Origin of the sequence: Paenibacillus spongiae, from assembly GCF_024734895.1 — a bacterium.
Classification (GTDB): Bacteria; Bacillota; Bacilli; order Paenibacillales; family Paenibacillaceae; genus Paenibacillus_Z; species Paenibacillus_Z spongiae.
On sequence record NZ_CP091430.1, the window covers coordinates 5231544 to 5255005 of the forward strand.

Below are 23462 nucleotides of genomic sequence, written 5' to 3' on the forward strand. Positions count from 1 at the left end.
CCCTATACGTCAATTTGATCCGGAGAAGCCCAGAGAGATTCGAAATTTTGGATTTATCATCCGTTTTCCATAATATACGTATTCAAGAAGGCATTGCGGAATTTTCCCTGAGGGTCGCAGCGAAGGACCAAATTCCGGAAGTCGGGCAGCTTCTCGTACAGCAATTGCAGACGCGCAGGCGTCATGGCGAACAGCTTGCCCCAATGCGGGCGGGCACGGAACGGCTCAAGCCGCTCCTCGATGACCGGAAGCACTTGCGATACGGCCTCCCAATTCGCTTTCCACGTAAAATGAATGGCAACCGACTCCTGCTTGTAGAAGGGGCTCATCCACAGTTCATCCGCGGCAATCGTGCGAACCTCGGAAATATGAAGATGCGGCCATATGAATTCCCTTACGCTATCAATAGCGCATAGTGCAGAATAGGCATCCTGTCGCGCCACGAAATATTCGCTTTGCAGCTCCTCGCCGGCGCTTGGAACGAAATCCATGCGAAAGTGCGGCATCCGCTCATGCCATGGACCGGGGATGCCCAATTGCTCGTTGCAGCTTTCCGCCGTAATCCCCGGTACCGGGTGCAGCCGTGAGGTTGCCCGCGCCGCGCCGTAATAATGCGGTTCCGCCTGACTGGAGCCGTGCTCGCTTATTTTCCTCTTGACCCACACTTGATTGAACGCGGCTTCCTTCCAATCCGTGAACAGACTGACGCTGTAAGCTCCGGAGAAAATATGGTCAAACTGTTCGTTAAGCGTCGTCAGAGGCACATGCTCGTAAACTTCCTGGCTCATCTGGAAGGCCGGGACCACGTCCAGCGTGACCTTCGTTACGACGACCAATCCCCCGAGCCCAACGACCGCCCCGGCAAAATCCCCTTCTTGATCACCGCGGGATAACATAACGGCCTCCCCGTCCGCCTTCACGATTTCCAGGGAATGGACCGCCGTGGCGAGGCTGCCGTTCGAATCGCCGGAACCATGCGTAGCCGTCGCGCATGCGCCTGCTACTGTAATGTGCGGCAGCGACGCCAAGTTGTGCAGCGCGAAGCCGTTGTTATGGAGGTATTGGCACAGTTCCCCATACCGGATTCCGCCTTCAACCGTCACCTTCCGGTTCGCTCGGTCCAATTCGATGATCCGGTTGAGCTTCTGAAGCGAGATATGGCACTCTTCGGTATCGGCGATCCCATTAAACGAGTGCCGCGTGCCCAGCACCTTCATACGCTTGCCGCGCGCCACGATTTCTTGTACCTGCTCCACGCTGCCGGGAACATGCAATTCCGCGGCGTTATACTTGTAATTTCCGGCCCAGTTACGTTCATGATCCATATGTTCACCCTCCGTTCCAGACTGTGGCGATGTGATTCAGTTATCATGTTCGACTGTGATGACGACATTTCCTTTTTTTCTACCTGTTGCCACATATCTGTAGGCTTCGGGAATTTGATGCAGCGGATAGCGCCGGTCGATGACCGCTTTTATCCTCCCCGTCTCCATAAGCTCCTTGAGAAGAATTAGATCTTCCGCTCGTACCTTCGCGATTCCCTGTCCCTCTACGGTCAGGTAGGTTCCGCTCGGCGCCAGCGCATTCTCGCATACGGATTTTGAGATTTTACCGACGGCATCGAAGATGATATCGTAGCGCTCGCCTGTACTCGCAAAATCTTCCTTCGTATAATCGATGAGCTTATCGGCTCCCAAGGATTTTACCCATTCGAGATTCGCGGTGCTGCATACCCCGGTAACTTCCGTCCCGAAATGCTTCGCAAGCTGTACCGCGGAAGTTCCTGTCGCACCGGAGGCTCCGTAGATCAGCACCTTTTGACCGCTGCGGATCTTTCCCCTGCGGAGAAAATGCAGCGCCGTCGTCCCCCCGAATGGAACGGCAGCCGCTTCTTCATAGGTGGCATTCGCCGGTTTAAGGGCTACAACTCCGTCTTCGGGCAGACATGCGTACTGGGCATGAGCGCCAAAGCGCATCCCGTTCAGCGCATACACTTGGTCGCCTTTCTTGAATCGCTTTACGCTTTGCCCGATGGCTTCGACTTCCCCGGCCAGCTCAACGCCCAGAATAGGCTGTCTTGGCTTGGTAAGGCCTAAGAACAACCGCATGGGGATCCATAACAAGAAGGGACTTTGAAAGCCCAGCACTCTGCAGTCTCCCGACGTTACGGTTGTCGCATGAACTTTTATCAAAATCTCATTATCCCTGGGAACAGGCTTTACTACCTCTCTCAGCTCCAGAACATCCGGTGAACCGTATTTGGGGCATACAATTGCTTTCATGACGCTGCCTCCATACCTCAAATTTGCAATAAGTATAACGGCAGCTCGGTATTGACTTGTAGATACTAAAGTACGGTTTTGGAAAATGGTCTGACTAACACGGCTGTAACGCCGAAAAAGGGCGTTACAGCTTGGCGTCACGCCGGGACGGCAGCTGTAAGGCCGAAAAATGGACTTACAGCTAATCTACGGCGCGCGGAGCTCGGCCGTGTGCGGCTGTAACGCCGAAAAAGGGCGTTACGGCTTGGCTTAGCGACGGGCTGGGCTGGGTAGCTGCTGGGTCGGGTTAGCTGTGAGGGCTCAACTTGAGCATGCTTGCTGCTAGGATATGCCTCACAGCAGACCCAGCTTGCGGGCTCGCGCGACGGCTTCCGTACGCCGTTTTACCTGCAGCTTGTCAAAGATCGTCCGATTATGCCCTTTGACCGTCGTCAGCGCGATGAACAGCCTCTCGCCGATCTCTCGATTCGAGAGTCCCTGGGCAATGAGGCGCAGCACCTCCAGCTCCCGCGCGCTCAGCGGCTCGATCAGCGCATTGTCGGACTTGGCCGGATGCCGCTCCTTCATAAATTCACGCGTCATTCCCCCGGCTTCAAATGCGGCAAGCAGCTGACCCGGATAGTCATGCAGCATTCCATGAGCAGCCGCTTCACGCAATAATAAGTACATCGGAACACCTTCGTCGACAAAGGTACGAGTGAATCCGCCTGGCTCGCCCATCGTCAAAGCGTCCCGCAGCATTTCCGCCGCCCTGGCCCGTTCGCCATGCGCATGCAGAACAGCCGCCAGCAGAGCCATGACCTTGAGCATTTCATCCGCATGCTCCTTGGCCTCCGTCAATCCGAGCAATGGTTCGAGCACCGACAATGCTTCGGATGTATTTCCCTGCATCAGAAGTGACCGGGCCAGACTGGCATGGAGCTCATGCTTTTCAGCAAAACGAGCGGCAGCTGCCGGATCGCCCTGTTGAAGCAGCACTTGCGCTTGAACGGCGGCAATGTGAGGCATCTGATTCTGAAAATGCTGCCGGCGGGCGGATTGTTCGGCATTCGCTATTGCAGCAGCCGCTCCACTGCCCTCTCCCCGAGCAAGCATCAGCTTAGCGAGAAACGCCTCGCCTGCAACGGCTCGGTCCAAGCTCTCCAGCAGCCGCGCCAGTTGAACGGACTGCTGTCCATGCCGCCAAGCGGCATCCAGGTCGTTCCATTCGTAGAAGATGCGGGCTAATCCCAGGTGCGCTTCGCAAGCAGCCGGAAGCGGCGGATCGCCGGCCAGTTTCAGAACGCCGCGATAAGTCTCGGCCGCCTCATGAAGCCGGTTACCCGCTTCCTGCATGTTCCCAAGACCGAGTGCAGCCATGATGGCAATCATGGTATGCCCGATCTTCTGACTTCCCGATAACGCTTCCGTGTAAGCTTCAACAGCTGCGGCACGATCTCCTTGGAGCTGGTAGGCATATCCCAGCGTCCAGGCCGTGGCTGTGCGGACAGGCAGATTGTCGGGATGCAAATATTCCAGCGCACGACGCGACTCGGTCATGATCGCGTTCGCTTGATGCCTGCTGACGGCCATCGTGGCGCGTATAGAGGCAATATGACCGATAAGATCGCGGGTCTTCTCGTCTTGCGCGGCATCTTGTAGAGCTTTCTCGGCAGCTTGCAGCTTAGGTTCAACACCGTTCATTCGGCCCGCCATCAACAGCGCGGAGGCAAACATCACCCATAACGAGGGTCTAACATCCAGTTCCTTCCTTGGCAGCGAGTCGAGCCAATTCATGACAGGGGTTACCGCACCGCGAAAGAGCAAGGGCATTCCGTCTCCATCCAGCAGGCGAGCGGCGCGTTCAACATCATCGGCGGCAGCGGCATGGTGAAAAGCTTCAAGCAAATGGCCGTTGTCTTCGTACCACCGACTGGCATGAATATGCAATTCAGATATGAACCGCTCCTCATTCCCTGCTGATGATGCGATGCTCTGGCGGAGCCGCTGCCGCAGCAACTCGGCGAAGAGATGGTGATAGCGGTACCAGCGCCGCTCGTGGTCCAACGGAACGATGAACAGATTAGCGCGCTCGAGATCGGCCAGCGTTTCTTGCCCGGAAGCGTTGGTAATGAGTTGTTCCCCTGCTTCCCTCGGATGCACGGCATCGCATAGCGGGCCGCACATCCGGTCAAGGATCGATGTGCGCAGCAAGAAAGCCTGAATGTCTGCGGATTGCCGCTGCAGCACTTCTTCCACCAAATAGTCCAGCACGAAACGATGGCTGCCGGTGAAAGAACGAAGGACGTTTGCGGGATCCGGATGCCCCTGCATCGTCAGCGCGGCTAATTGCAGGCCGGCAATCCAGCCTTCCGTGCGGGATTCCAATAGGGCGATGTTGGCCGAAGTCAGGCTGAGCCCCATAACCCGGTCTAGAAATTCAGCCGACTCGGAGGCGGTAAAGCGCAGGTCTTGGGTGCGTACTTCAGTCAATTGGTCCCTGACGCGCAGCTTAGCCAAGGGCAGCCGCGGATCCTCGCGGGTGGCGATAACCAGGTGCAGCTGCGGCGGCATGCGCTCGAGCAGCAAGGCGATGGCATTGTTAACGGGTTCTGCGGTAATGACGTGGTAATCGTCAAGGACGAGTACGAAATGGCCCGGGGCGCCGCTGATTTCATTGGCCAGAGCCGTAATAATCGACTCGGCCGGGGGCGGCTGAGGCGCTTGCAGCACTCGAATCAAGCCTTCATTCGTATTCGCGCCTGCCTTCTGCAAAGCAGCGCAAAGGTAAGTCATAAATCGGGCTGCATCATTATCCCCTTCGTCCATCGACAGCCACGCGACGGGCCGTCCGCAGCTGGCGGCCCAGCCGCTGACAAGCGTCGTTTTGCCGAAGCCGGCAGCGGCGGAGACGACGGTCAGTCTGCGGTGAAGACCTTCGTTCAGCCGCCCGGTCAGCCGGGGGCGGAGGACGCTCTTCGACCGTTGCAGGGGGATATGGATTTTTGTGGATAATATTGGAATGGTCATGCTTAAATTATAATTACCGGCGTCTTTCACCGTCAATAAAGGAAGAGGCCAAGGGGGATTAAACCCTTGACCTCTTATTCGCCTCACATGCGCTCGCTTGGGTTATGGTTGTCGAACCGTCATCTGACTATGGAGATGGAGGATAATGTGGTTCTATTTTCTGGCGTCGCAGAAATCCGTTCCGTTGACGTCCGGCATCCGTCGGAGTGCTGAACTAGCCTTTAGTGTATTCTTTATTGGCTTCTTTATGAGGCTCATTCATCAACTCCTTCGTTCCGTGTCGAAACTCCTTGATCGTCGTACCAATGGCCCTTCCCAATTGCGGCAGCTTGGAAGGCCCAAATATGAACAAGGCAACTAACAAAATAAGAACCACTCCCGAGACACCGATATTCATTGGCATATGGAATGTTCCCTCCTCTTCCTCCTAGAAATTAACCAACAGCGCTGTGACATACATCAACAAAATCCCCATCGTCAAACCGCCGAAATTGATCCATGAAACAGGCGACAATCCTTTATCGGAAGATTGTTTTACTATCATTTTCGATATGGCATAGATGACTTGCAGAATCGCTCCCGCACCAATACCGAAGAACAACGCAGCCAGCGTATCATTAAAAATGAAACCGCCCACCCACGTTCCTAATATCGCGGGACCGCCGGCAATGGCCGCTAACGAGACAAACGTTTTCCAAGTCGGACGTTCCTTCAACAAGGGCGATGCGATTCCAACTCCCTCCGTAATATTATGCAGCGTAAATCCGATAACAAGGAATGTGCCAAGCGCTGCTTCGCCTGACGCGAAAGCAGCTCCGATGGCCAACCCTTCGCCAAAGTTGTGCAATCCGATCCCCGCAGCAATTTTGTACGACAAGCTCTTCCCTTGGGCTGAGGCTCTTGATATTTTTTTGTCATTGGACTGGTCAATGGCCACCAAAAACAAAAAGCTTAATAACGCCCCCATCCAGACCAATCCGGTACCTTGAAAAACTCCGGGGGCTCCTGCGGCCATTTCCAACCCTTCCTCTATGGTATCGACAGCTAGGAAGAACAACAATCCGACCGTTAGGGCCAGTATGGCGTGCATTCCTTTTGTAGTGAATCTACGCAAGAACGGGTACCACAACAAACCTAAGCCAACAGGTACGATTCCTACATAAAAGCCGATTAACGCATACTGCCAGAACAATTCCGGACTCGCTTTCGGCGTATCGGTTGCTACGGCAACTTCTCCTGAAAAAATCAATCCGCTTGACGTAATTAATTTAATTTCATGCGGATCTCCGTATACCCAAGGATATGGAATATTGATCGTTCCGGTTTCAAATCGCTGCAATGTATCGCTAGGTGCAAATTCAGCGTTCCAGAAAGAATCATCGACCACTACTTGGGCAATGGTCACTTCTTCCGGGCCCGAATTCAACACTTTGACCTCGAAGCCATTTTCATCGAGCTTTATTTTCTCAATATTCAGGACTTCAATCGGAGCTGCGGGATTATTGCTTACCCCTGTTCCGTTATTTACAATCCATACTATGATGGCCGTTAATAAAATAATCGGTAAAATGCCCCAGAATATCATTCGATACTTCTGCATCGTTGTTGTCCCCCCTCTCTTATTCGGCTGCAAAGAACCCCATCCAGCCTAACTCGGCAAATTCGCTCTGATGAGCATGGAACATATATTTACCGGGTGCCGGAAAGACAATTTCCAGAATGCCGCGCTCGCCTTGGCACTGCATAATGGTATCGGTATAATTCGGTCGTGCTTCCGGATCCGCGCCTGTTGCAAAATAGTTAAAAAAGTTAGCGTGCAGGTGAAAGGAGTTAATGAGATCGAATTCCGTCATATTGCTTAAATAAATTCGGACCAACTCTCCAACTTTCACTTTAATTGGCTCCTGCATGTAAGCAAATGCATAACCGTTGACCGTATAAACTTCATTTTCACCATCCAAATCCAAATCGAAGCCGTTCATCACCATATTGAATTCGGTAGCTTTCGCCCTCGGTTTTATCGGATCGATGATAAAATTCCCGTACAGGCCTTTATGGATATGACGTGCAAGCGGCGCTACATGGCAATGGTATACGTGCATTCCGGCCGGTTTTGCTTCAAACTCGTACACGAATTCGCCGCCTGGCGGGATCGCTTCCAACCCGTCCATATTGGTAGGATGAATGCCATGAAAATGTATCGAATGCGGATGACTCGTGGTATTGCGGAAATGGACTCGAATCACGTCCCCTTCCGTACAACGAACGGTAGGTCCCGGAATCGTATTGTTATACGTCCATCCCGGGAATGTAATTCCTTTGGAAATTTCGATGTTCGTTTCGGCAGCCGTGATTTCGTATTCCCTCAACGTCCGGCCATCAGCTAAAGTGCTGACTTTTCCATAATCGAATTTCGTTAACGCATCCCAAGCCATTTGATAGCCTTTTGTCTTTTCGGAACTTGGGACGAATCCGTGCTTCATTTCTTCATGGAGCTGATGTTTATCCATTGTTTGCAGGGACTTTTGAGCTGACGTAAAGGAACTTAACCATGAGCCGCCAAATATAGCAAATGCTCCTGCCGCGCCAGCTTTTAAAAAACTGCGCCTTGAAATATTCTTTTCTTGAGACATCGGCAATCCTCCTATTTTTGTGTAAGTCCAACTATGTTGTCCCTATGCAAATTTTTCGTTAAAAAAAAGTTTTCCTTCGGACATAATGTTTCCTGCGGGCAACTTTATGCATCAAATATATGATAACCCCTTAATTTTGTAAACCATTATTTTTACAGGGTTGTTCAACGAATTAGCGGGTCAAGGCGGAGCGCTGTCCGGATAGGCAGCGGCAGCCCGATACTTTGTGAAGTCCCAAGCTGCAGCCGCCTTTTCTTTTTCCTGTTGCTAGTTCTTGGTCTTCAGTAATCGCATACTGTTCAGTATGACGATTAATGCAGCCCCTGTATCGCTTATGACGGCGATCCATAACGTGAGCAGTTCAGGGAAGATAAGGATGAAGGCCGCTGCCTTAATGATCAGTGAAAACCAAATGTTCTGTTTAATAATGCGGATCGCTTTACGGCTAAGCTTAACCGTGTGGGGCAGCTTCTCCAAATTGTCCGCCATAAGCACAATATCAGCCGTTTCCATTGCCGTGTCCGTACCGGCCCCGCCCATTGCGACACCTAGATTGGCGGTTGCAATGGCAGGAGCATCGTTGATTCCATCCCCGACCATGGCAACGTAGTGCCCCTCATCCTGCAGCTGCTTAATCGCAGCCACTTTATTCTCAGGCAGCAATTCGGCAAAATAGCGGGTTACACCCGTCTGTAACGCGACCTTCTGCGCGGTGCCTTCGTTATCGCCCGTTAACATGACCAATTGATGGATTCCGGCACGTTGAAGGTCGCCGAGAGCTTGAACCGAAGACTTGCGGACGCGGTCCGCCACGGCGATCACGCCGAGTATCCGGTCCGCAGTGCCGACGATAACAATCGTATTCCCTTCTTTCTGGAGTGTACGAACCTGAGATTCGAGTTCTCCAAGAGGGGTGTGGAGCTCGAGGAACAATTTGAGGTTTCCGGCGAAATATTCTTGGCCCCCAATCCTTGCTACGACCCCTTTGCCCACCCGATTTCTGAATTTATCGCCATGCGCGGGGGAGATTTCGTTTTCCTTGGCAAATTCGACTACGGCCTTGGCAATCGGGTGTGTGGAATACTCCTCCAAGGCGTAAGCGATGGACAGCAGCTCCTCTTGGGTCGTCCCCGTCGCAAACACTTGTGAAACCTTCGGCTTTCCCTCGGTTAATGTTCCGGTCTTGTCGAAGGCAATCGCTGTTATCCGTCCAGCCACTTCGAGAAAGGCGCCGCCTTTGATCAGAACGCCATTCTTAGCCGCATTGCCGATTGCGGACACAATGGCCACAGGTGTGGAAATGACCAACGCACAGGGGCAGGCTATAACCAGTAATTCCAGCCCCTTGTAGAACCATTCCCCCCAGTTCCCATAACCTAAGAGCGGCGGCAACACCATAACGACCAGCGCAAGAAGGAATACAATCGGCGTATAAATCCGGGCAAATTTATCGACAAAAGCCTCTGTCGGCGCTTTTTGTTCCTGCGCTTCTTCAACAAGATGAATAATTCTGGAAATCGTCGTGTCTTCGACTAATTTTGTGACGGCGACCTCCAGTGATCCATGCTCGTTGATGGTTCCTGCATAGACGGTATCGCCAACATGCATATCGACCGGAATGGACTCCCCTGTTATCGGGGCTTGGTTAACGCTCGATTCGCCGTTGATCACGGTTCCGTCTAGAGGGATCTTATCGCCTGGTTTAACGACAATGATTTCGCCGACCGAAATATCCTCGACGGGCTTTCTTACAAGCTGCCGGCCACCCTTGACAAAAGCTTCTGGAGGAGCAAGATCGATCAGGCTGCGAATGGAATTTCGGGTCTTCTCGATCGATCGCGCTTGAAGTATATTGCCTAAGGCAAACAGCCACACAACGGTCGCACCCTCAAACCATTCACCAATCGCCGCGGCGCCGATCACAGCTGCTGTCATCAGCACATTCATGTCTAACGACTTGCTTTTCACAGCATAATAGGCGCTTCTGGCAGGCCTATATCCGCCGATTACGATGGAGATGCCATAGAGCAGGTTTATCAACGTCTGCGAAACCCCGGTATAGGAGCCGAGGAAACCACAGAGCAGCAAGAAACCCGATATCGCAACGGCATTGGTTCCCGTCTTATCTTTCTTCGCTTCGCCGGTCCGTCTGTTCGATACCAAGGACGCTTTATATCCGGCTTTGGACACTTCCTTGATAATCTCTTCGACGGGATTATCGTGTTCGATGGTCATTGTCCCAGAGGCAAAATGGACGTTAACCTGCTTGACGGCCGAATGCGTCTTCAGATGATTCTCTATCGTTAACGCACAGGTGCCGCAATCCATTCCTTCGATGGCATAGGTTCGGGTGTTTCCTTTCGGCTGGACTCTTTCCAACGAATATCCGAGCTTCTCGACCGTTGCGGACAGCTTATCGAGCGCTGCAGCTTCCTCGGCAACGACCTTCATTTTGCCCGTACTGTAGTTCACTTGAACTTGGGCAATACTTTCCGTTTGCCTCACGGCCTTTTCGATCGTAGCTGCACAGGCCGAGCAGTCCATCCCATAAACGATGAAGTCACCCTTGTGTCCTGCTGCCTCCTCAATCGTGTCATGGCTCTCTTCCGGTCCGGATTCATGCTTGCATTTCGATTCATTCGTGCAGCAGGCATCTTTGACCGGCGACGGAGCCGCGGTTACGTGAAGAAGAGTAAGCTCCTTCTTAAACTTGGGTTGCCGGCTTGAGGCACAGCCTTGGTCGGAACAGCAAGAATCGTGATCCTTATCTTGGCTCATCCTGGGAATTCCCTCCCTTAGCGATTGGAGCAGCAGTCCAGCTCGTCATTCTTTTCACAGGCGGCGACCTCTTCCTCGACCTGAGTGAAAACGGCTTCCATCATATCCAGCAGCTGTGCGATCTGTTCGTTTCTCAAGCTGTAATAGATAAATTTCCCCTCCTGACGGCTTACAATAATGCCGCAGCCTTTTAGGCAGGCTAAATGCTGGGATATATTGGATTGATTCCCATTCAACTCTTCCACAATTTGCGATACCGTTTTTTCTGCCCTCTTGATGCTTTCGAGTATTTGCAGCCTTGTTTTATCACTGAATCCGCGAATGAATTTGGCTTTTACTTCTACACTTGCTTTCCCCATTAAGAGCGACCTCCGTCACATCAGTGATTACTAATATGAATTATATTAGCATTGCCTAATATGTGTGTCAATTTTTATAAGCCCATCATACAGTGACGGGTTGTCTCAAGTAATGAGCCGCGGTAAAGCTTACCTCTTGGAGCAGCCAAAGCTTCTGGAGGAGAAGCCGAAATGAATAGAACCCGCCGATTTTCCATTTTTATACATCGATATACTGACATAAAATAATGTTAAAGAACCTGAAATAGTAGAACTCTGCTCCAATGAGTCAGCGCCTGAAACAATCCTGCATGCCGGACGTACTATCATGAAGATACAAAAATTTACAGCGAAATCGAGGTGCACGCAAACATGGAATCTATCTCAATCGTCCCTTACCGCCCCGAGCTGGCCGCGGCAGTCGCCGATATGTGGAACGGAAGCCGGGACAGCTGGGGAGGCGGAAGCTCAATTACGACAGCCGAGCAGATCCGTCAGGAAGAAGCAAGCTCCGATGCTCTCGCGGTCTACCTGGCAATGGATCGTGACTTGGCAGTCGGCTATTGCAGCCTGAGCGAATATCGGGAGGACACGGGCGCCCTCTACATTCCGCTGCTCAATGTGCGGCCTGAGTATCACGGCAAAAAAGTGGGCCGCATGCTGCTTGCGCGCGTGCTGGAGCAGACGATCCAGCTTGGCTGGCCGCGGCTTGATCTTTATACTTGGGCAGGAAATACGAAGGCTGTTCCGTTGTATAAAAAATTCGGCTTCTTCTGGGAAGACCGGGACGATTCCACCCATCTGATGAACATGATCCCTACTGTGCTCCGTACGGAGGCGATCGCGCACTATTTTGAGGAGCTGGACTGGTATCGGGACTCCACGCGGGAGATTGCGGTCGAGCCCGACGGACGGAAGGAGAACGGCTTCGATTATTTCACCTACTCCTGGGCCAAAGGGGACAGGAGCTTGCGCGTGGAGTTTGAGCGGCGCGGCAGAGGCATGCGCCTCATCGAGACAGAGGATTATCTGCTGTCCGCCGAGGCGGAGAAGCTGGAGCTGGTCTTTGGCCGGGAGTACCGGATTCATTACCGGATCGTCAACAAATCGGGCAAGCCGCTGCAGGTCGCCTTGAAGGGGGCATCTGACGGAACGATCCGCTTCGATTATGAGCAGGAGCTGGAGGTTACGGGTGAAACGACGCTGTCGGCAGCTTTTTTCGTCGATGAAATTGCGGAAGAACAGAGCGTCTGGCGCACGCATCCCCGTGTCTGCACCCACCTTCTTATTAACGGTAAAGCCGCGATTTTCCAGGTAGGGGTTCTGCCCAAGTTTCCCGCCTCCCTCGCCCTGCATGTGCCCGGCGTCACTTACCCGGGTCAGAAAGCGGAATTTTATCTGGATGTGGAGAACAACTTTGCGGAAGAAGCGGAATTTTCATTCGAACTGCCCTCGCCTTCATTTCTTCAGCTCCATGAGCAGCACCACACGCTCCGGCTGCGCGGCAAAGAACGGATCTCGCTTCCGCTTGGCGCTGTCCTGCATGAACACGGCTTTTATGAAGCCAATGTGCAGATGGAGGCGAAGCTTGCGGATGGAGGCTCTGTCTCCTTTGCCAAAAAGATCGGTGCAGCCTTTACAGGATTTGGCGCAATGCTGTCCGGGGAAACGGAACAGAACTGGCAGGTACACCATGGCCGCCACAAGCTCTATTTGAACAAGGACGATAATGAGATCAAGGTTACATGTGGAACAAGCGGGAATCCGACCACGCTCATCTATCCTAAGATCGGCAAACCTTATTCTAGCGAATTCTCCAAGAAACGCGCCGAGCAGGTTGAATTTATCGCGGAAAGAGGGGCGATCGGGATCCGCGTCGCCTACCGCTCCGGTGAATACCCTCCGATCGCGCTCACCGGAAAGACGCTCCTATTCGGAGATGGCACGGTGGAGCACGGATACGAAGCCGAGAACCTCTCTGCCGACAAGACGGCTGCCGAGCTCTGGCTTAGCCAAGGCGTTGCACATAACCTTCAGCGCCCCATTTTGCCATATCAAGGCCGTTATGTCGAAGTGCCGGCCTCCTGCGGCAGCGATTTGGACTATTGGGATGGTGAGCTGTTCAGTGAAAACTGGCTGTTCTCACGGGATAAAACAGCTCCTTGGGGCATGTGCTGGCCTGAGGAGTACCGTATCGAGATCCAATCCTGGTATATAGCACTGGAAACCAGTTTCGGCGTACTTGAACCGCACGGCAAAACAACGTTCGGCCCCATCTACCTTACGCTGGGGAGTTATAACGACTGGAAGTCATTCCGTGCGTTTGCCCGGAGAGAAGCCATCCCGGCGGCGGACTTGTCCCTGTCAGCTGATCTGGAGCTGATCGCTAACGGGCATAATCCGTTTGTCGGCAGCGGGGAAATTAACGTACAGGTGCAAGAGCACAAACAGCAGTATCTGGATGGTGAATTGACTGCCTCCCTGAAGAACGACCCTTCTTCTGAACGTGCACGCCACCATATGGAGGAAGAGGAAGAGACGGAATCACGCTTCTCCTTCATCACGCCGGAAAGATCATATGAACTCTTGCAGGTAGACGGACTTTTTGCAGCGCATGAGACGCGTTTGCTCAGCGCCGTTTTCCCAATCGGACAAGGAAAGGTTACACGGGAGCTTTCGGAGGAAGAAGGACAGCAGGTCTATATCGCCGACAACGGCCGATTGCGGATCAAGGCAGCTCCGGATTTTTATCCGACGCTCTACTCGCTAACAAGCCATGGCCAGGAGTGGCTTGCCAGCTCCTTCCCCAATCGGCAGCCCAAATCATGGTGGAATCCGTGGGCAGGCGGAATGGGCAACCAAATTGCTGAACTGAGCGCTTTTTCGCTGGTCAAGGAGGAGCGGTCGGCCTCATTCGTCGAACTAGTAGATAACCGTCAGAATGTCTGGCAGGGAATCAAGCTGAGCTACCGTGTCAACAAGCAGGAAAAGTATCGCGGTCTGACGTGCCATCAGTATTACTTGCTTCTGCCGGGGGTGCCTGTTCTCTGTCACACGGTAGAGATCGTGCAGAATACCGGAACGTATTTTGCCGGCAAGAACTGGTCGACCGACATCTTTCTGCAAACTGGGGATGCCGGCGAGGAGGTATGGCTAAAAACTGTCGGAACGAATGGAGAGCTGCGCTACAAGCTGGCTCAAGGCGAGCTGTCCGTTACCGAAGCCTCTATTTATCGGGCAGGCTCAGCTGCCCGGAAAGATCAGATGCAGATCGTTACGGATCTGGATACGGCAGTGCCGTATGCCTATTCCAACAAAGAAGTGGCCGTCGTCACGTTCGAACGCGAATTGCACCTGCCCAACAACAGCATGACCTTTACTTCACCCGTCTTCTTCCTGTTTGCAGACGAGCCGATTCCGTCCGAGTCCTTGTCTGCCTTGCGGGCGATACGGTTTACCAGCCAAAGGAGGACTCAGGATGAAAATCATTGATGCGCACATGCATTTATCCCGGATCGAGGAATTCAAGCGGACAGCGGCGGAAAAGTCGCGGGTCGATTACTCTGCCGCAGGCATCTTAAGAGAATATGCCGAGAATGGCGTGGTGCTGGGGATCGGCATGGGTTTGGCGGAAACACAGCCGGACGGCTTTCCCGATGCGGAGGCCGTCACTCCGATGGGCCTTGACCTTACGGAGGAGCTGCCGCCGCAGCTCGTCTACTGCCTGGGAATCAATCCGTTCAAGTTGGATGATGCTGCGGTGGCACGGCTGGCAGATGACCTGCAGAAGCCTAATGTGGTCGGGCTCAAAATCTATCTGGGCTATTATCCCTTCTATGCTTACGATAACGTCTATGATCCGGTCTATGAGCTGGCTGCCAAATTTCAGGTTCCTGTTGTCTTTCACACCGGCGATACATATTCGGAGCGCGGGCTGTTAAAGTACTCCCATCCGCTCACGCTGGACGAGGTTGCGGTGAAGCACCGGGAGGTTAACTTCATGATGGCGCATTTCGGCGATCCGTGGGTGCTGGATGGTGCGGAGGTCGTTTATAAGAACCGGAACATGTTTGCCGATCTCTCCGGTCTAATGGTAGGCGACGCAGCCAATTGCCAGCGGCTGAAGGACTCCCCGCTCTTCTTCGCCCATCTGCGCCACGCGATCGCCTATTGCGATCACTATGACAAGTTTCTGTTCGGAACCGACTGGCCGCTCGCTCCGGTGAAGCCGTATATCCAGTTCGTACAGGAGCTGATTCCGCCGGAATATCACGAGGATGTGTTCTACAAGACGGCATTGAAGGTGTTTCCGAAGATCAAGCCGCTCTTGAAGTAACGGGCTATCGGATGAAAGATACGAATCCGGGAGCGATCCAGCTCATGAGAAACCCGGCAAAAGCATCTTCCGCTTCTGCCGGGTTCGACTTATTTCAAAACTATAACTCTGCCCGTAATGACACCTTTGTCATCCCGGGAAAATTGCAGCGCCTTCGCGGTGAAATCGTCTTCGCTGACTTGCATGAATTCCGAAAGGCCTGTCTGACCTTCGGCAAACAATTGGTCCGGCGCAATCATTATGCTAAAGCCGTCATAATCGTAGTTGATGTTGCCCTTGTCGTCATAGGTCACTTCCTTGACGGATTCGGGGATCACCTTGCCATCGGGTATCAATTTCTTCAATTCTTCGCTCCTTTTCATCATTGCCGTTTCTTCGTCAGAGACCGCCTGATCAGCCGCTTCGCCTTCGGAAGGTTCCTTCAACAGCTCCTGCAAATAGGCCTCGGCCTTGGCAGGGTCGGCTTTCGCCTTATCCAGTGGCAGATCGAACAGTATCGAGGTCCCTTTGTAATCCGTTCTGGCGCTTACTTCTCCCGTGCTTTCGTTATAAGCGAACGCCTCGCTGCTGTAGAACGAGCTTCCGCTGCTCACCGCCAGATACACCCCGCGGTCGGCGAACATTTCGATTCCGTCGCATTCAATCAGCCTGTACATGATCCCGTCCAGCACCATCTCGCTGTAACCGCCGTTCATCGTCATGATGTTGACCTGCCACGGCTTCTGGCCTTTAATAAACGGGGATACGAAGAATGGCTCCTTGCCGTATTCCGGGTCTTGAGTGTCCGGCATAGGGCTGCCATTCTGCTTGGCGATCGATACGACGGCATAGGTCCTGTCGGGGTTGATATCCTGCGCGGAGCTGTTCAGCCCCGATAGCCCCGCTCCCGAGACGATGCCATGCAAAGTAAAGTTGAAGTCGCCGGAGGCCACCGTTTGATTGATTTCGATGGCGCCCTTGCTTTCGAACGCTTTGGCCAGAACCTGATCGCCCAGATGCTCGGCAACCTGCTTGGAGCTGAACAGCTGCGTTGCCGCAACAGCCGTTATGGACATGACCAGCGTTAATACCGCAACCAGCACGCCTATGGAAAACCGCTTTCGAGTAACGCGCTTCATTCGATTTCTCTCCTTATATCGATTAATGATGCTCGAATTCAATTGCTCTTCGGGTTCCTCTGCTGCAGCAAGGGCTTGCTTGAGCAATTTGTCCCACTCCTGCGAATCATTCATGGGGACTCGACCTCCAATGTCTTTTTCATAGCCTTTCGGGCTTGGTAAAGCCTGCTTTTGACCGTACCGGGCGGAATATTCAGCGCCGACGCGATCTCATCGACGGACATTTCAGCCGTATAGTGCATATAGAGCGGAATCTTCAGCTTATCGCCCAGCCTGTCTGCCGCAGCTTGTAATATGCCGCGTAGCTCATGGGACAGCACGGCATCCTCCGGCGTCGCTTCCCCGCAAGGACGGCAGGCCTTGTCCACAGCCTCGTTGAGCTCAGCTACGGGAGCAATCCTTTGCCTCCAGGCAAATTTCCGGCGTTTGTTTTTGCGCAACTGTATGGCAATGGAAATAAGAAATCCTTTGGGGTTTTGGTTCGCGTCCATTTTGTGCCGCACTTCCATTGCTTTCAGGAACGTTTCCTGATAGAGATCATCCGTATCCGCCTTATTTCCTGCAAGCTTATAGCAGAATCCGTAGATCGCTTTGCCATGCTGCTTGATTAGATCGCTCAACTCTTCGATATCCAAGTAGCTGCTCCTTTCTGAATGGCCATTCACCTCTATATTGTCATAACCTTGCGATTGGTTCACTAGTTTGGCGAGTCTCTTCTGAATAAGGACGCCGAAATATCTGCTGCCCCCGTATGTCCTGCTGGACGAATGTCGGTAAAATGCATAAAAGACAGGCACCGGATCATTCCGGTCAGCCTGTCTTATAATTATAAGGCGCTATGCAAAATCAATAGATTCGTATACAGCCTCTCGCATTACGTCCGGCGCATATAGGCACGTACCGTAAGTGGGGCAAAGATCGCCACAATGACGGCAGCGCCGATAAGAGAAATCGAGAGATCCCAACCTACGGTTCCCGAGTTGGCAAGATCCCGGACGGCCGTTACGAGGTGCGAGATCGGATTGATATTGACAAACCACTGAAGCCAATCGGGCATGGTCTTGACCGGCACGAACGCGTTGGATAGAAACGTGAGCGGAAACAGCACGATCATCGATATCCCTTGTACGCTCGCGGCGGTACGCGCAATGACGCCGAAGAAGGCGAAGATCCAGCTGACTGCCCAGGAGCAGACAATGACAAGAACCGCGGCGATGGCAACATAAGCAAGGCCTCCGTCGGGCCGATAGCCCATTATATAGCCCATGGTAAAAGTGAGCACAGTCGCTATGGTATAACGGACGGTATCAGCCAACAGGGCTCCCGCAAGCGGTGCGATACGCGCGATAGGAAGCGACTTGAACCGGTCAAACACCCCTTTATCCATATCCTCGCGCAGCTGAACGCCGGTGACGATCGAGGTCGTGATCACGGTTTGCACGAGGATGCCTGGGATGATGACAGGCAAATAGCTCTGTACGTCGCCGGAGATGGCCCCGCCGAAAATATAAGTAAACATCAGGGTGAAGATGATGGGCTGGAACGTGACATCGAACAACTGCTCGGGTGTGCGCCGAATCTTCAGCAGCCCCCGATAGGCCATCGTGAACGAGTTGCGTACCGATTGGTCGAAGCTCGTGTAGTTCTTCAATTGAAGATCGGCACCCGGCTTCATTGGAGCGGTTCTCATGCGCTTGCCTCCTCTGCTTGGGACGCTGACGACGCGTTCTCCTCCACGCCATGGCCGGTGATGGTTAGAAAGACTTCGTCAAGCGTCGGTTTCTGCACGCTGATCTCGGCCAAGTGAATCCCCGCTGCGCGGAGGGCGATAAGCAGGTCGGTCACCCGGTCGGCGTTCGCCATCGGCGCCGTAATCTTGCCGGCTTCCGACGTCACGTTAGACTGGGCCTTGAGCACCTGCTCGATCGTCTGCCGGGCCTCCTCGATGTCCAGCGGATTTTGGACTCTCAGATGCAGCGAAGAAGTACCGACTGACGCTTTCAGTTCATCTACGGTCCCCTCGGCGACGACATGGCCGCGATCGATAACCGCGACCCGGTCGGCCAATTGATCGGCCTCATCGAGATACTGCGTCGTTAACAGTACGGTTGACCCCGTATTCACCAGTCTGCGGATCGTATCCCACATCTGTGCGCGCGTGCGCGGGTCCAGCCCGGTAGTCGGTTCGTCCAGGAAAATAAGCGGCGGCTGCGCAATGAGGCTCGCGGCCAAATCCAGCCGGCGGCGCATCCCGCCTGAGAAATTCTTCAGCGGCCGCCTTGCGGCCTCCGTCAAACCGAATTCCTCGAGCAGCTCCTCCGCTTTGCGCCGCGCCTCCGCGCGTCCCAGCCCGAGCAGCCGGGAGAAGATGATCAGGTTCTCCGTCGCGCTAAGCGACTCATCGACCGATGCGTATTGACCGGTCACTCCGATCAATTGGCGGACAATGTTCGACTCCTTCATCACATCGTATCCGAAGATTCGAGCCGAGCCCGCGTCCGGCCGAAGCAAAGTCGCCAACATTCGGATCGTGGTGGTCTTGCCTGCCCCATTCGGGCCGAGCACGCCGAAGATCGTTCCGGCGCGCACATTCAAATATACGCCATCCACCGCACGATTGCCGCCAAACGTTTTCACGAGTCCACGGGCTTCAACGGCCCATTCGTTACTCTCCGACACTGCCCTTCGCACTATATTATCCATTGCAGCTCCTCCTTCTGAACAGCTTATAGGGAGATGATAGCTAACCTTTATAAACGGAATATAAACAATGGATTATGCCCGTGTATCGCATCTCGATACCGCCGCGGTTCATCCCGGCTCGGCTGCTAGCGTTCCTTCTTGCATTGTAAAGAATTCCGGGTAACCGAATAACCAACCGAAGAACGGTTTATCAATCGGTCTCCAGGCGGATGAGAGCGTGTACGGGTCGGCGGAGATAAGCAAATCGAGGGGTAGAGGGCTCTATAGCCAGCTGTTAAACGCAAATTCAAGATGGCGGTGCAGGAGTAACCTCCGCACCGCCATCTTGTGGAATCCAATCTATTAATCGTGAAAGTTCATGCCGTCCGTCACAGGCTTCACATAGCCTGCGCGGATGACATAATCTCCGAAATGCTCGCCTTTGTCACGCTCGGCCGCATACCGGTTAATGATCGGCTTAAGCGTGTCGATGATTTCCTCTTCGCCGATGTTTTCGCGGTACAGCTTGCTCAGGCGGTCGCCGGAGAAACCGGCTCCCATGTACATGTTGTACTTGCCAGGCGATTTGCCGATGAAGGCAATTTCACCTAAGGCCGGGCGCGCGCAGCCGTTCGGGCAGCCCGTCATGCGGATATTGATCTCTTCATCGCGAAGGCCGGCTTCCTCGAGAATCGGCTCCAGCTTATCGATCAACGTCGGCAAATAACGTTCCGCCTCGGCCATCGCAAGACCGCATGTCGGCAGCGCCACGCAGGACAAAGCGCTTCGGCGCAGGGCCGAATGCTGCGAGTCTTCCGCAATGCCGTATTCCTTCAGCAAAGCAGCTATCTTCGTCTTCTTCTGGCTGTTCACGTTGGCAATCATTAAGTTCTGGTTGGCCGTAAGACGGAAATCTCCCGTATGAATCTTCGCAATTTCACGCAGCGCCGTTCTCAGCTTATACCCTTCCACATCCGCGATGCGACCGCTTTGAACGTACAGCGTCAAATTCCATTTGCCGTCCTTGCCTTTAATCCAGCCGTATCGGTCGCCGGTATGCTCGAACTTGAACTCGCGAGCAGGCTCCAGTTCCCAGCCCAAGCGGTCATGCAGCTCGTCCACGAACCATTCCAAGCCGTGCCGGTCTATCGTATATTTGAAACGGGCGTTCTTCCGTACGGAGCGGTTGCCGTAATCGCGCTGGATCGTTACGGTCTTCTCCGCTACGTCCAGAACGCGGTCCGGCGTAACGAAGCCGATGACGCGGGCAAGCTGCGGATACGTAGCCGGATCGCCGTGCGTCATGCCCATGCCGCCGCCGACGACGACGTTAAAGCCGACAAGCTTGTCGTCTTCCACGATAGCAATATAGCCAAGATCCTGCGAATAAATGTCAACGTCGTTCGATGGCGGCACCGCAATGCCAATCTTAAACTTCCGCGGCAAGTATACCGGACCGTAAATCGGCTCCACCTCGACAGCCGCGCCGTCTTGCTCCAGACTGTCCACGACCTTCTCGCCATCCAGCCAAATTTCATGGTACGCAGGTGTCTTAGGCGCCAGATGCGTCGTCAGCTGCTGCGCCCAATACCAGACCTCGCTATGAATATCGGATTGGTAAGGATTCGGATTGCACATGACGTTGCGGCTAACGTCGCCGCATGCGGCCAACGTCGTAAGCAAGGTTTCATTGATTTCTTGAATGGTTTTTTTCAAATTCCATTTCAGTACGCCATGCAGCTGGAATGCCTGCCGGGTCGTCACGCGAAGGCTGCCCGTGCCGTATTTGCCGGCCATTTCATCCATAACGAGCCATTGCGCCGGTGTCGCTACGCCGCCCGGCGTAACGACACGAAGCATAAACTGATAGTACGGTTCCAGCTTTTGCTTCTCACGCTCGATGCGGTAGTCGCGATCATCCTGCATATAGCTGCCGTGGAATTTTAGAAGCCGGTTGTCCAGATCGGGCAATCCGCCCGTAACCCGGTTCGCTAGCGATTCAGTCAACGATCCGCGCAAATAGTTGCTTTCTTTCTTCAAATGTTCCACGTCACTCGGCGGTCCGCCGATCGGCTCTACCTTAAGTTTATTGGCCATTGCTGTTCGCTCCTTTGACCGCAAGATGGGTCCATGCTTGTTACATCTATTGAAATATGCGCTCTAGCTCAAGGCGCTTAGTATACATCGCGTTGGTAACGTCCTTGCTCCTGCAGCTCAGACAAATACGCGGCTGCCGCTTCCGGGGATATGCCGGCGTATTGGCCGATTATCGCGAGCAACGCAGCTTGCACGTCATGCGCCATATGCTTCTCGTCGCCGCAGACATACACATGTGCGCCATTCTCCAGCCACTTGTACAGCTCTTCGCCATGTTCCAGCATCCGGTGCTGCACATACACCTTCTCGTCCGTATCCCGGGAGAACGCTACGTCCAGCTTCGACAATACGCCGTCCTTCAGCATGCGCTGCCAGTCGGTCTGATACAGGAAGTCGGTCACGAAGTGCCTGTCGCCGTAGAAAAGCCATGTTTTCCCCGCTGCGCCTTGCTCCTCGCGATCCTCAAGGAAAGCCCGGTACGGCGCAACGCCTGTGCCTGGTCCCACCATGATGACCGGCGTATCCGGGTCAACCGGCGGCTTGAAGTTCGGATTCTGCTGGATGAAGATCGGAAGCTTATCGCCCGGCTCAATCCGTTCGGATGTGTACACCGAGCATACGCCTTTACGGTCGCGGCCATGGGCCTCGTACTCCACTTTCCGGATCGTCAGATGCACTTCCTCCGGATGGGCGTTCAAGCTGCTCGCAATGGAATATAACCGCGGCGGCAGCTTGCGGAGCAGAGTCGCAACGTCTCCGGTTGTAAGCGTCCATGGCGAATAATCACGAAGCAGATCAAGCAGATCGCGTCCGTCCATATAGGCTCTCAAGTCTTCTTTATTTTCCGGTTTCACCAGTTCAGCCAGCTTGCCGCTTCCTGAGAAGGCAACCGCTTTTTCAAGCAGAGGCTTGGTCAAGACGGTAATTTCATAATGGTGAAGCAGCGCCGCATGCAGCGAAGAAGTTCCGCCTGCTTTGCCGGTTACGACCGCCTCCTCCGGATTCCACTTCATGAACGAGATAATATCGTCGACCAAAGACGGGTCGTTCTGCGGATATACGCCAACCGAATCGCCAGGCGCATACGTCAGACCCGAACCTTCAAGCGACAGCTCCAGATGACGCGTTTCCCGGTCCGAGCCCCTGCCGTTCAAATTCAGATTATCCAGCACCTCCGCCATAAACGGATTCGTCCGCGAGTACTCCGACTCACCTGCAGCAGATGCCGGTATAGAGGCAGCTCCCGGTACGCCTAATGGGGCTGCCGATGTATCAGCCGCGCTTACTGCGCCGTTGACAGCTGCTATCCAGCCAGCGGCAGACTCCTCAAAATCAACATCGCAATCGACGCGCTCCGCAATCCGCTCCGCACCTAGCTCGACGAGCTTGGTATCGAAATCTTGGCCTGTTTTGCAGAAAAACTCATACGATGTATCGCCCAGCGCAAGTACAGAGAACTTCGTTCCATCCAGCTTCGGCGCACGCTTGCTATGCAGAAATTCATAAAACGTCATTGCATTATCCGGCGGATCGCCCTCGCCATGCGTACTGACGAGAATAAACAGATAACCGGCTTTCTTTAGATTGTTCGTTTTATACTTGTTCATTGCAGATAGCGTAACCTCGAAGCCTTGGCTCTTCAGTGTGTCTGCCAGACGTCCTGCCAGTCTCTGCGCATTGCCGGTCTGCGAACCGAACAAAATCGTCGCTTCGCGCGGGCCTTGAGGCACGACTGCCGCAGCAGGCGCCTCCAAGACTTGGCTTGCCGCCAGTTCCGATGAAGCGGCGCTAAAGTTCCCCGCACGATAAAAAGTTAAATAACCGCCCAGCCAATTCACTTGGGCTTCCGTCAAAGTCGGAAGCAGCTTATTGATTAACTCCGCTTGTTCCGTCGTAAACGGACTATTCGTCACTTGAAGTTGCAACTACATCCACCCCGCATCAATCTCTAAAATCCGACCATATTACTTTGATTAATCTGTATTTATACTAACGCAGTCTTATGCAAGGCGCAATGAATTCTTTGATATTTATCTATAAGAAATATTTCAAAATCGATTACTTTTAATTATATTGCCGCGGATCCGAAAGCCGGCTCTCTCCAGCTATTGAGCGCAATTCGGTAATAACCCTCTCATTTCGATCACAATTCGTCCATTTTACTTCCCTTATAAAATGTTAAAATAGAA

16 protein-coding genes are annotated in these 23462 nt (G+C 53.4%); 2 read left to right on the forward strand and 14 right to left on the reverse strand.

The features are described from left to right. Window positions 1-56 precede the first annotated feature (56 nt). From L1F29_RS23750 to L1F29_RS23785, 8 genes are all read right to left on the reverse strand, one after another. Complete coding sequence (locus L1F29_RS23750; protein ID WP_258384518.1) at window positions 57-1325, reverse strand: FAD-binding protein; 1269 nt, start codon at window positions 1323-1325, stop codon at window positions 57-59. Between the two features lie 36 nt (window positions 1326-1361). Further along, complete coding sequence (locus tag L1F29_RS23755; RefSeq protein ID WP_258384519.1) at window positions 1362-2282, reverse strand: NAD(P)-dependent alcohol dehydrogenase; 921 nt, start codon at window positions 2280-2282, stop codon at window positions 1362-1364. A gap of 333 nt (window positions 2283-2615) precedes the next feature. Then, window positions 2616-5378: a winged helix-turn-helix domain-containing protein gene (locus L1F29_RS23760; protein WP_507765246.1), complete on the reverse strand. Its 2763-nt coding sequence runs from the start codon at window positions 5376-5378 to the stop codon at window positions 2616-2618. 127 nt (window positions 5379-5505) lie between these two features. After that, window positions 5506-5694 carry a twin-arginine translocase TatA/TatE family subunit gene (locus L1F29_RS23765; RefSeq protein WP_258384520.1) on the reverse strand — a complete coding sequence of 63 codons (189 nt, stop codon included), beginning with the start codon at window positions 5692-5694 and terminating at the stop codon, window positions 5506-5508. A gap of 24 nt (window positions 5695-5718) precedes the next feature. Continuing rightward, on the reverse strand, window positions 5719-6891 hold the full coding sequence (locus tag L1F29_RS23770) for a ZIP family metal transporter (protein WP_258384521.1): 1173 nt from the start codon (window positions 6889-6891) through the stop codon (window positions 5719-5721). Window positions 6892-6910: 19 nt separating this feature from the next. Further along, entirely contained in the window at window positions 6911-7924 is a 1014-nt protein-coding gene (locus L1F29_RS23775; protein ID WP_258384522.1) for a multicopper oxidase domain-containing protein, read from the reverse strand. A 267-nt stretch (window positions 7925-8191) separates the two neighbouring features. Then, window positions 8192-10702: a heavy metal translocating P-type ATPase gene (locus L1F29_RS23780; RefSeq protein ID WP_258384523.1), complete on the reverse strand. Its 2511-nt coding sequence runs from the start codon at window positions 10700-10702 to the stop codon at window positions 8192-8194. Between the two features lie 17 nt (window positions 10703-10719). Further along, window positions 10720-11061 (reverse strand): ArsR/SmtB family transcription factor, encoded by a 342-nt coding sequence (locus L1F29_RS23785; RefSeq protein WP_258384524.1) that lies wholly within the window; start codon window positions 11059-11061, stop codon window positions 10720-10722. Between the two features lie 351 nt (window positions 11062-11412). On the opposite strand from L1F29_RS23785, the gene L1F29_RS23790 reads away from it, so the two are divergent. Beyond that, window positions 11413-14532, forward strand: coding sequence for a GNAT family N-acetyltransferase (locus tag L1F29_RS23790; protein WP_258384525.1), 3120 nt, complete (start codon window positions 11413-11415; stop codon window positions 14530-14532). Continuing rightward, window positions 14519-15376: an amidohydrolase family protein gene (locus L1F29_RS23795; protein WP_258384526.1), complete on the forward strand. Its 858-nt coding sequence runs from the start codon at window positions 14519-14521 to the stop codon at window positions 15374-15376. Before L1F29_RS23790 ends, L1F29_RS23795 begins: the two co-directional genes overlap by 14 nt. An 89-nt stretch (window positions 15377-15465) precedes the next feature. Here the strand turns inward: L1F29_RS23795 and L1F29_RS23800 are convergent, their stop codons facing one another. The 6 genes from L1F29_RS23800 to L1F29_RS23825 form a co-directional block, all read right to left on the reverse strand. Beyond that, on the reverse strand, window positions 15466-16608 hold the full coding sequence (locus L1F29_RS23800) for a hypothetical protein (RefSeq protein ID WP_258384527.1): 1143 nt from the start codon (window positions 16606-16608) through the stop codon (window positions 15466-15468). Then, window positions 16605-17129 carry an RNA polymerase sigma factor gene (locus L1F29_RS23805; protein ID WP_258384528.1) on the reverse strand — a complete coding sequence of 175 codons (525 nt, stop codon included), beginning with the start codon at window positions 17127-17129 and terminating at the stop codon, window positions 16605-16607. Before L1F29_RS23805 ends, L1F29_RS23800 begins: the two co-directional genes overlap by 4 nt. 239 nt (window positions 17130-17368) lie before the next feature. Continuing rightward, window positions 17369-18184 (reverse strand): ABC transporter permease, encoded by an 816-nt coding sequence (locus tag L1F29_RS23810; protein WP_258384529.1) that lies wholly within the window; start codon window positions 18182-18184, stop codon window positions 17369-17371. Next, a complete protein-coding gene (locus L1F29_RS23815) occupies window positions 18181-19197 on the reverse strand; it encodes an ATP-binding cassette domain-containing protein (RefSeq protein WP_258384530.1) in 1017 nt (338 codons plus the stop codon). The genes L1F29_RS23810 and L1F29_RS23815 overlap by 4 nt, the downstream gene beginning before the upstream one ends. 342 nt (window positions 19198-19539) lie before the next feature. After that, window positions 19540-21273 carry an assimilatory sulfite reductase (NADPH) hemoprotein subunit gene (gene cysI, locus L1F29_RS23820; protein ID WP_258384531.1) on the reverse strand — a complete coding sequence of 578 codons (1734 nt, stop codon included), beginning with the start codon at window positions 21271-21273 and terminating at the stop codon, window positions 19540-19542. A gap of 77 nt (window positions 21274-21350) precedes the next feature. Then, window positions 21351-23198 carry an assimilatory sulfite reductase (NADPH) flavoprotein subunit gene (locus L1F29_RS23825; protein ID WP_258384532.1) on the reverse strand — a complete coding sequence of 616 codons (1848 nt, stop codon included), beginning with the start codon at window positions 23196-23198 and terminating at the stop codon, window positions 21351-21353. Between the last annotated feature and the right edge of the window lie 264 nt (window positions 23199-23462).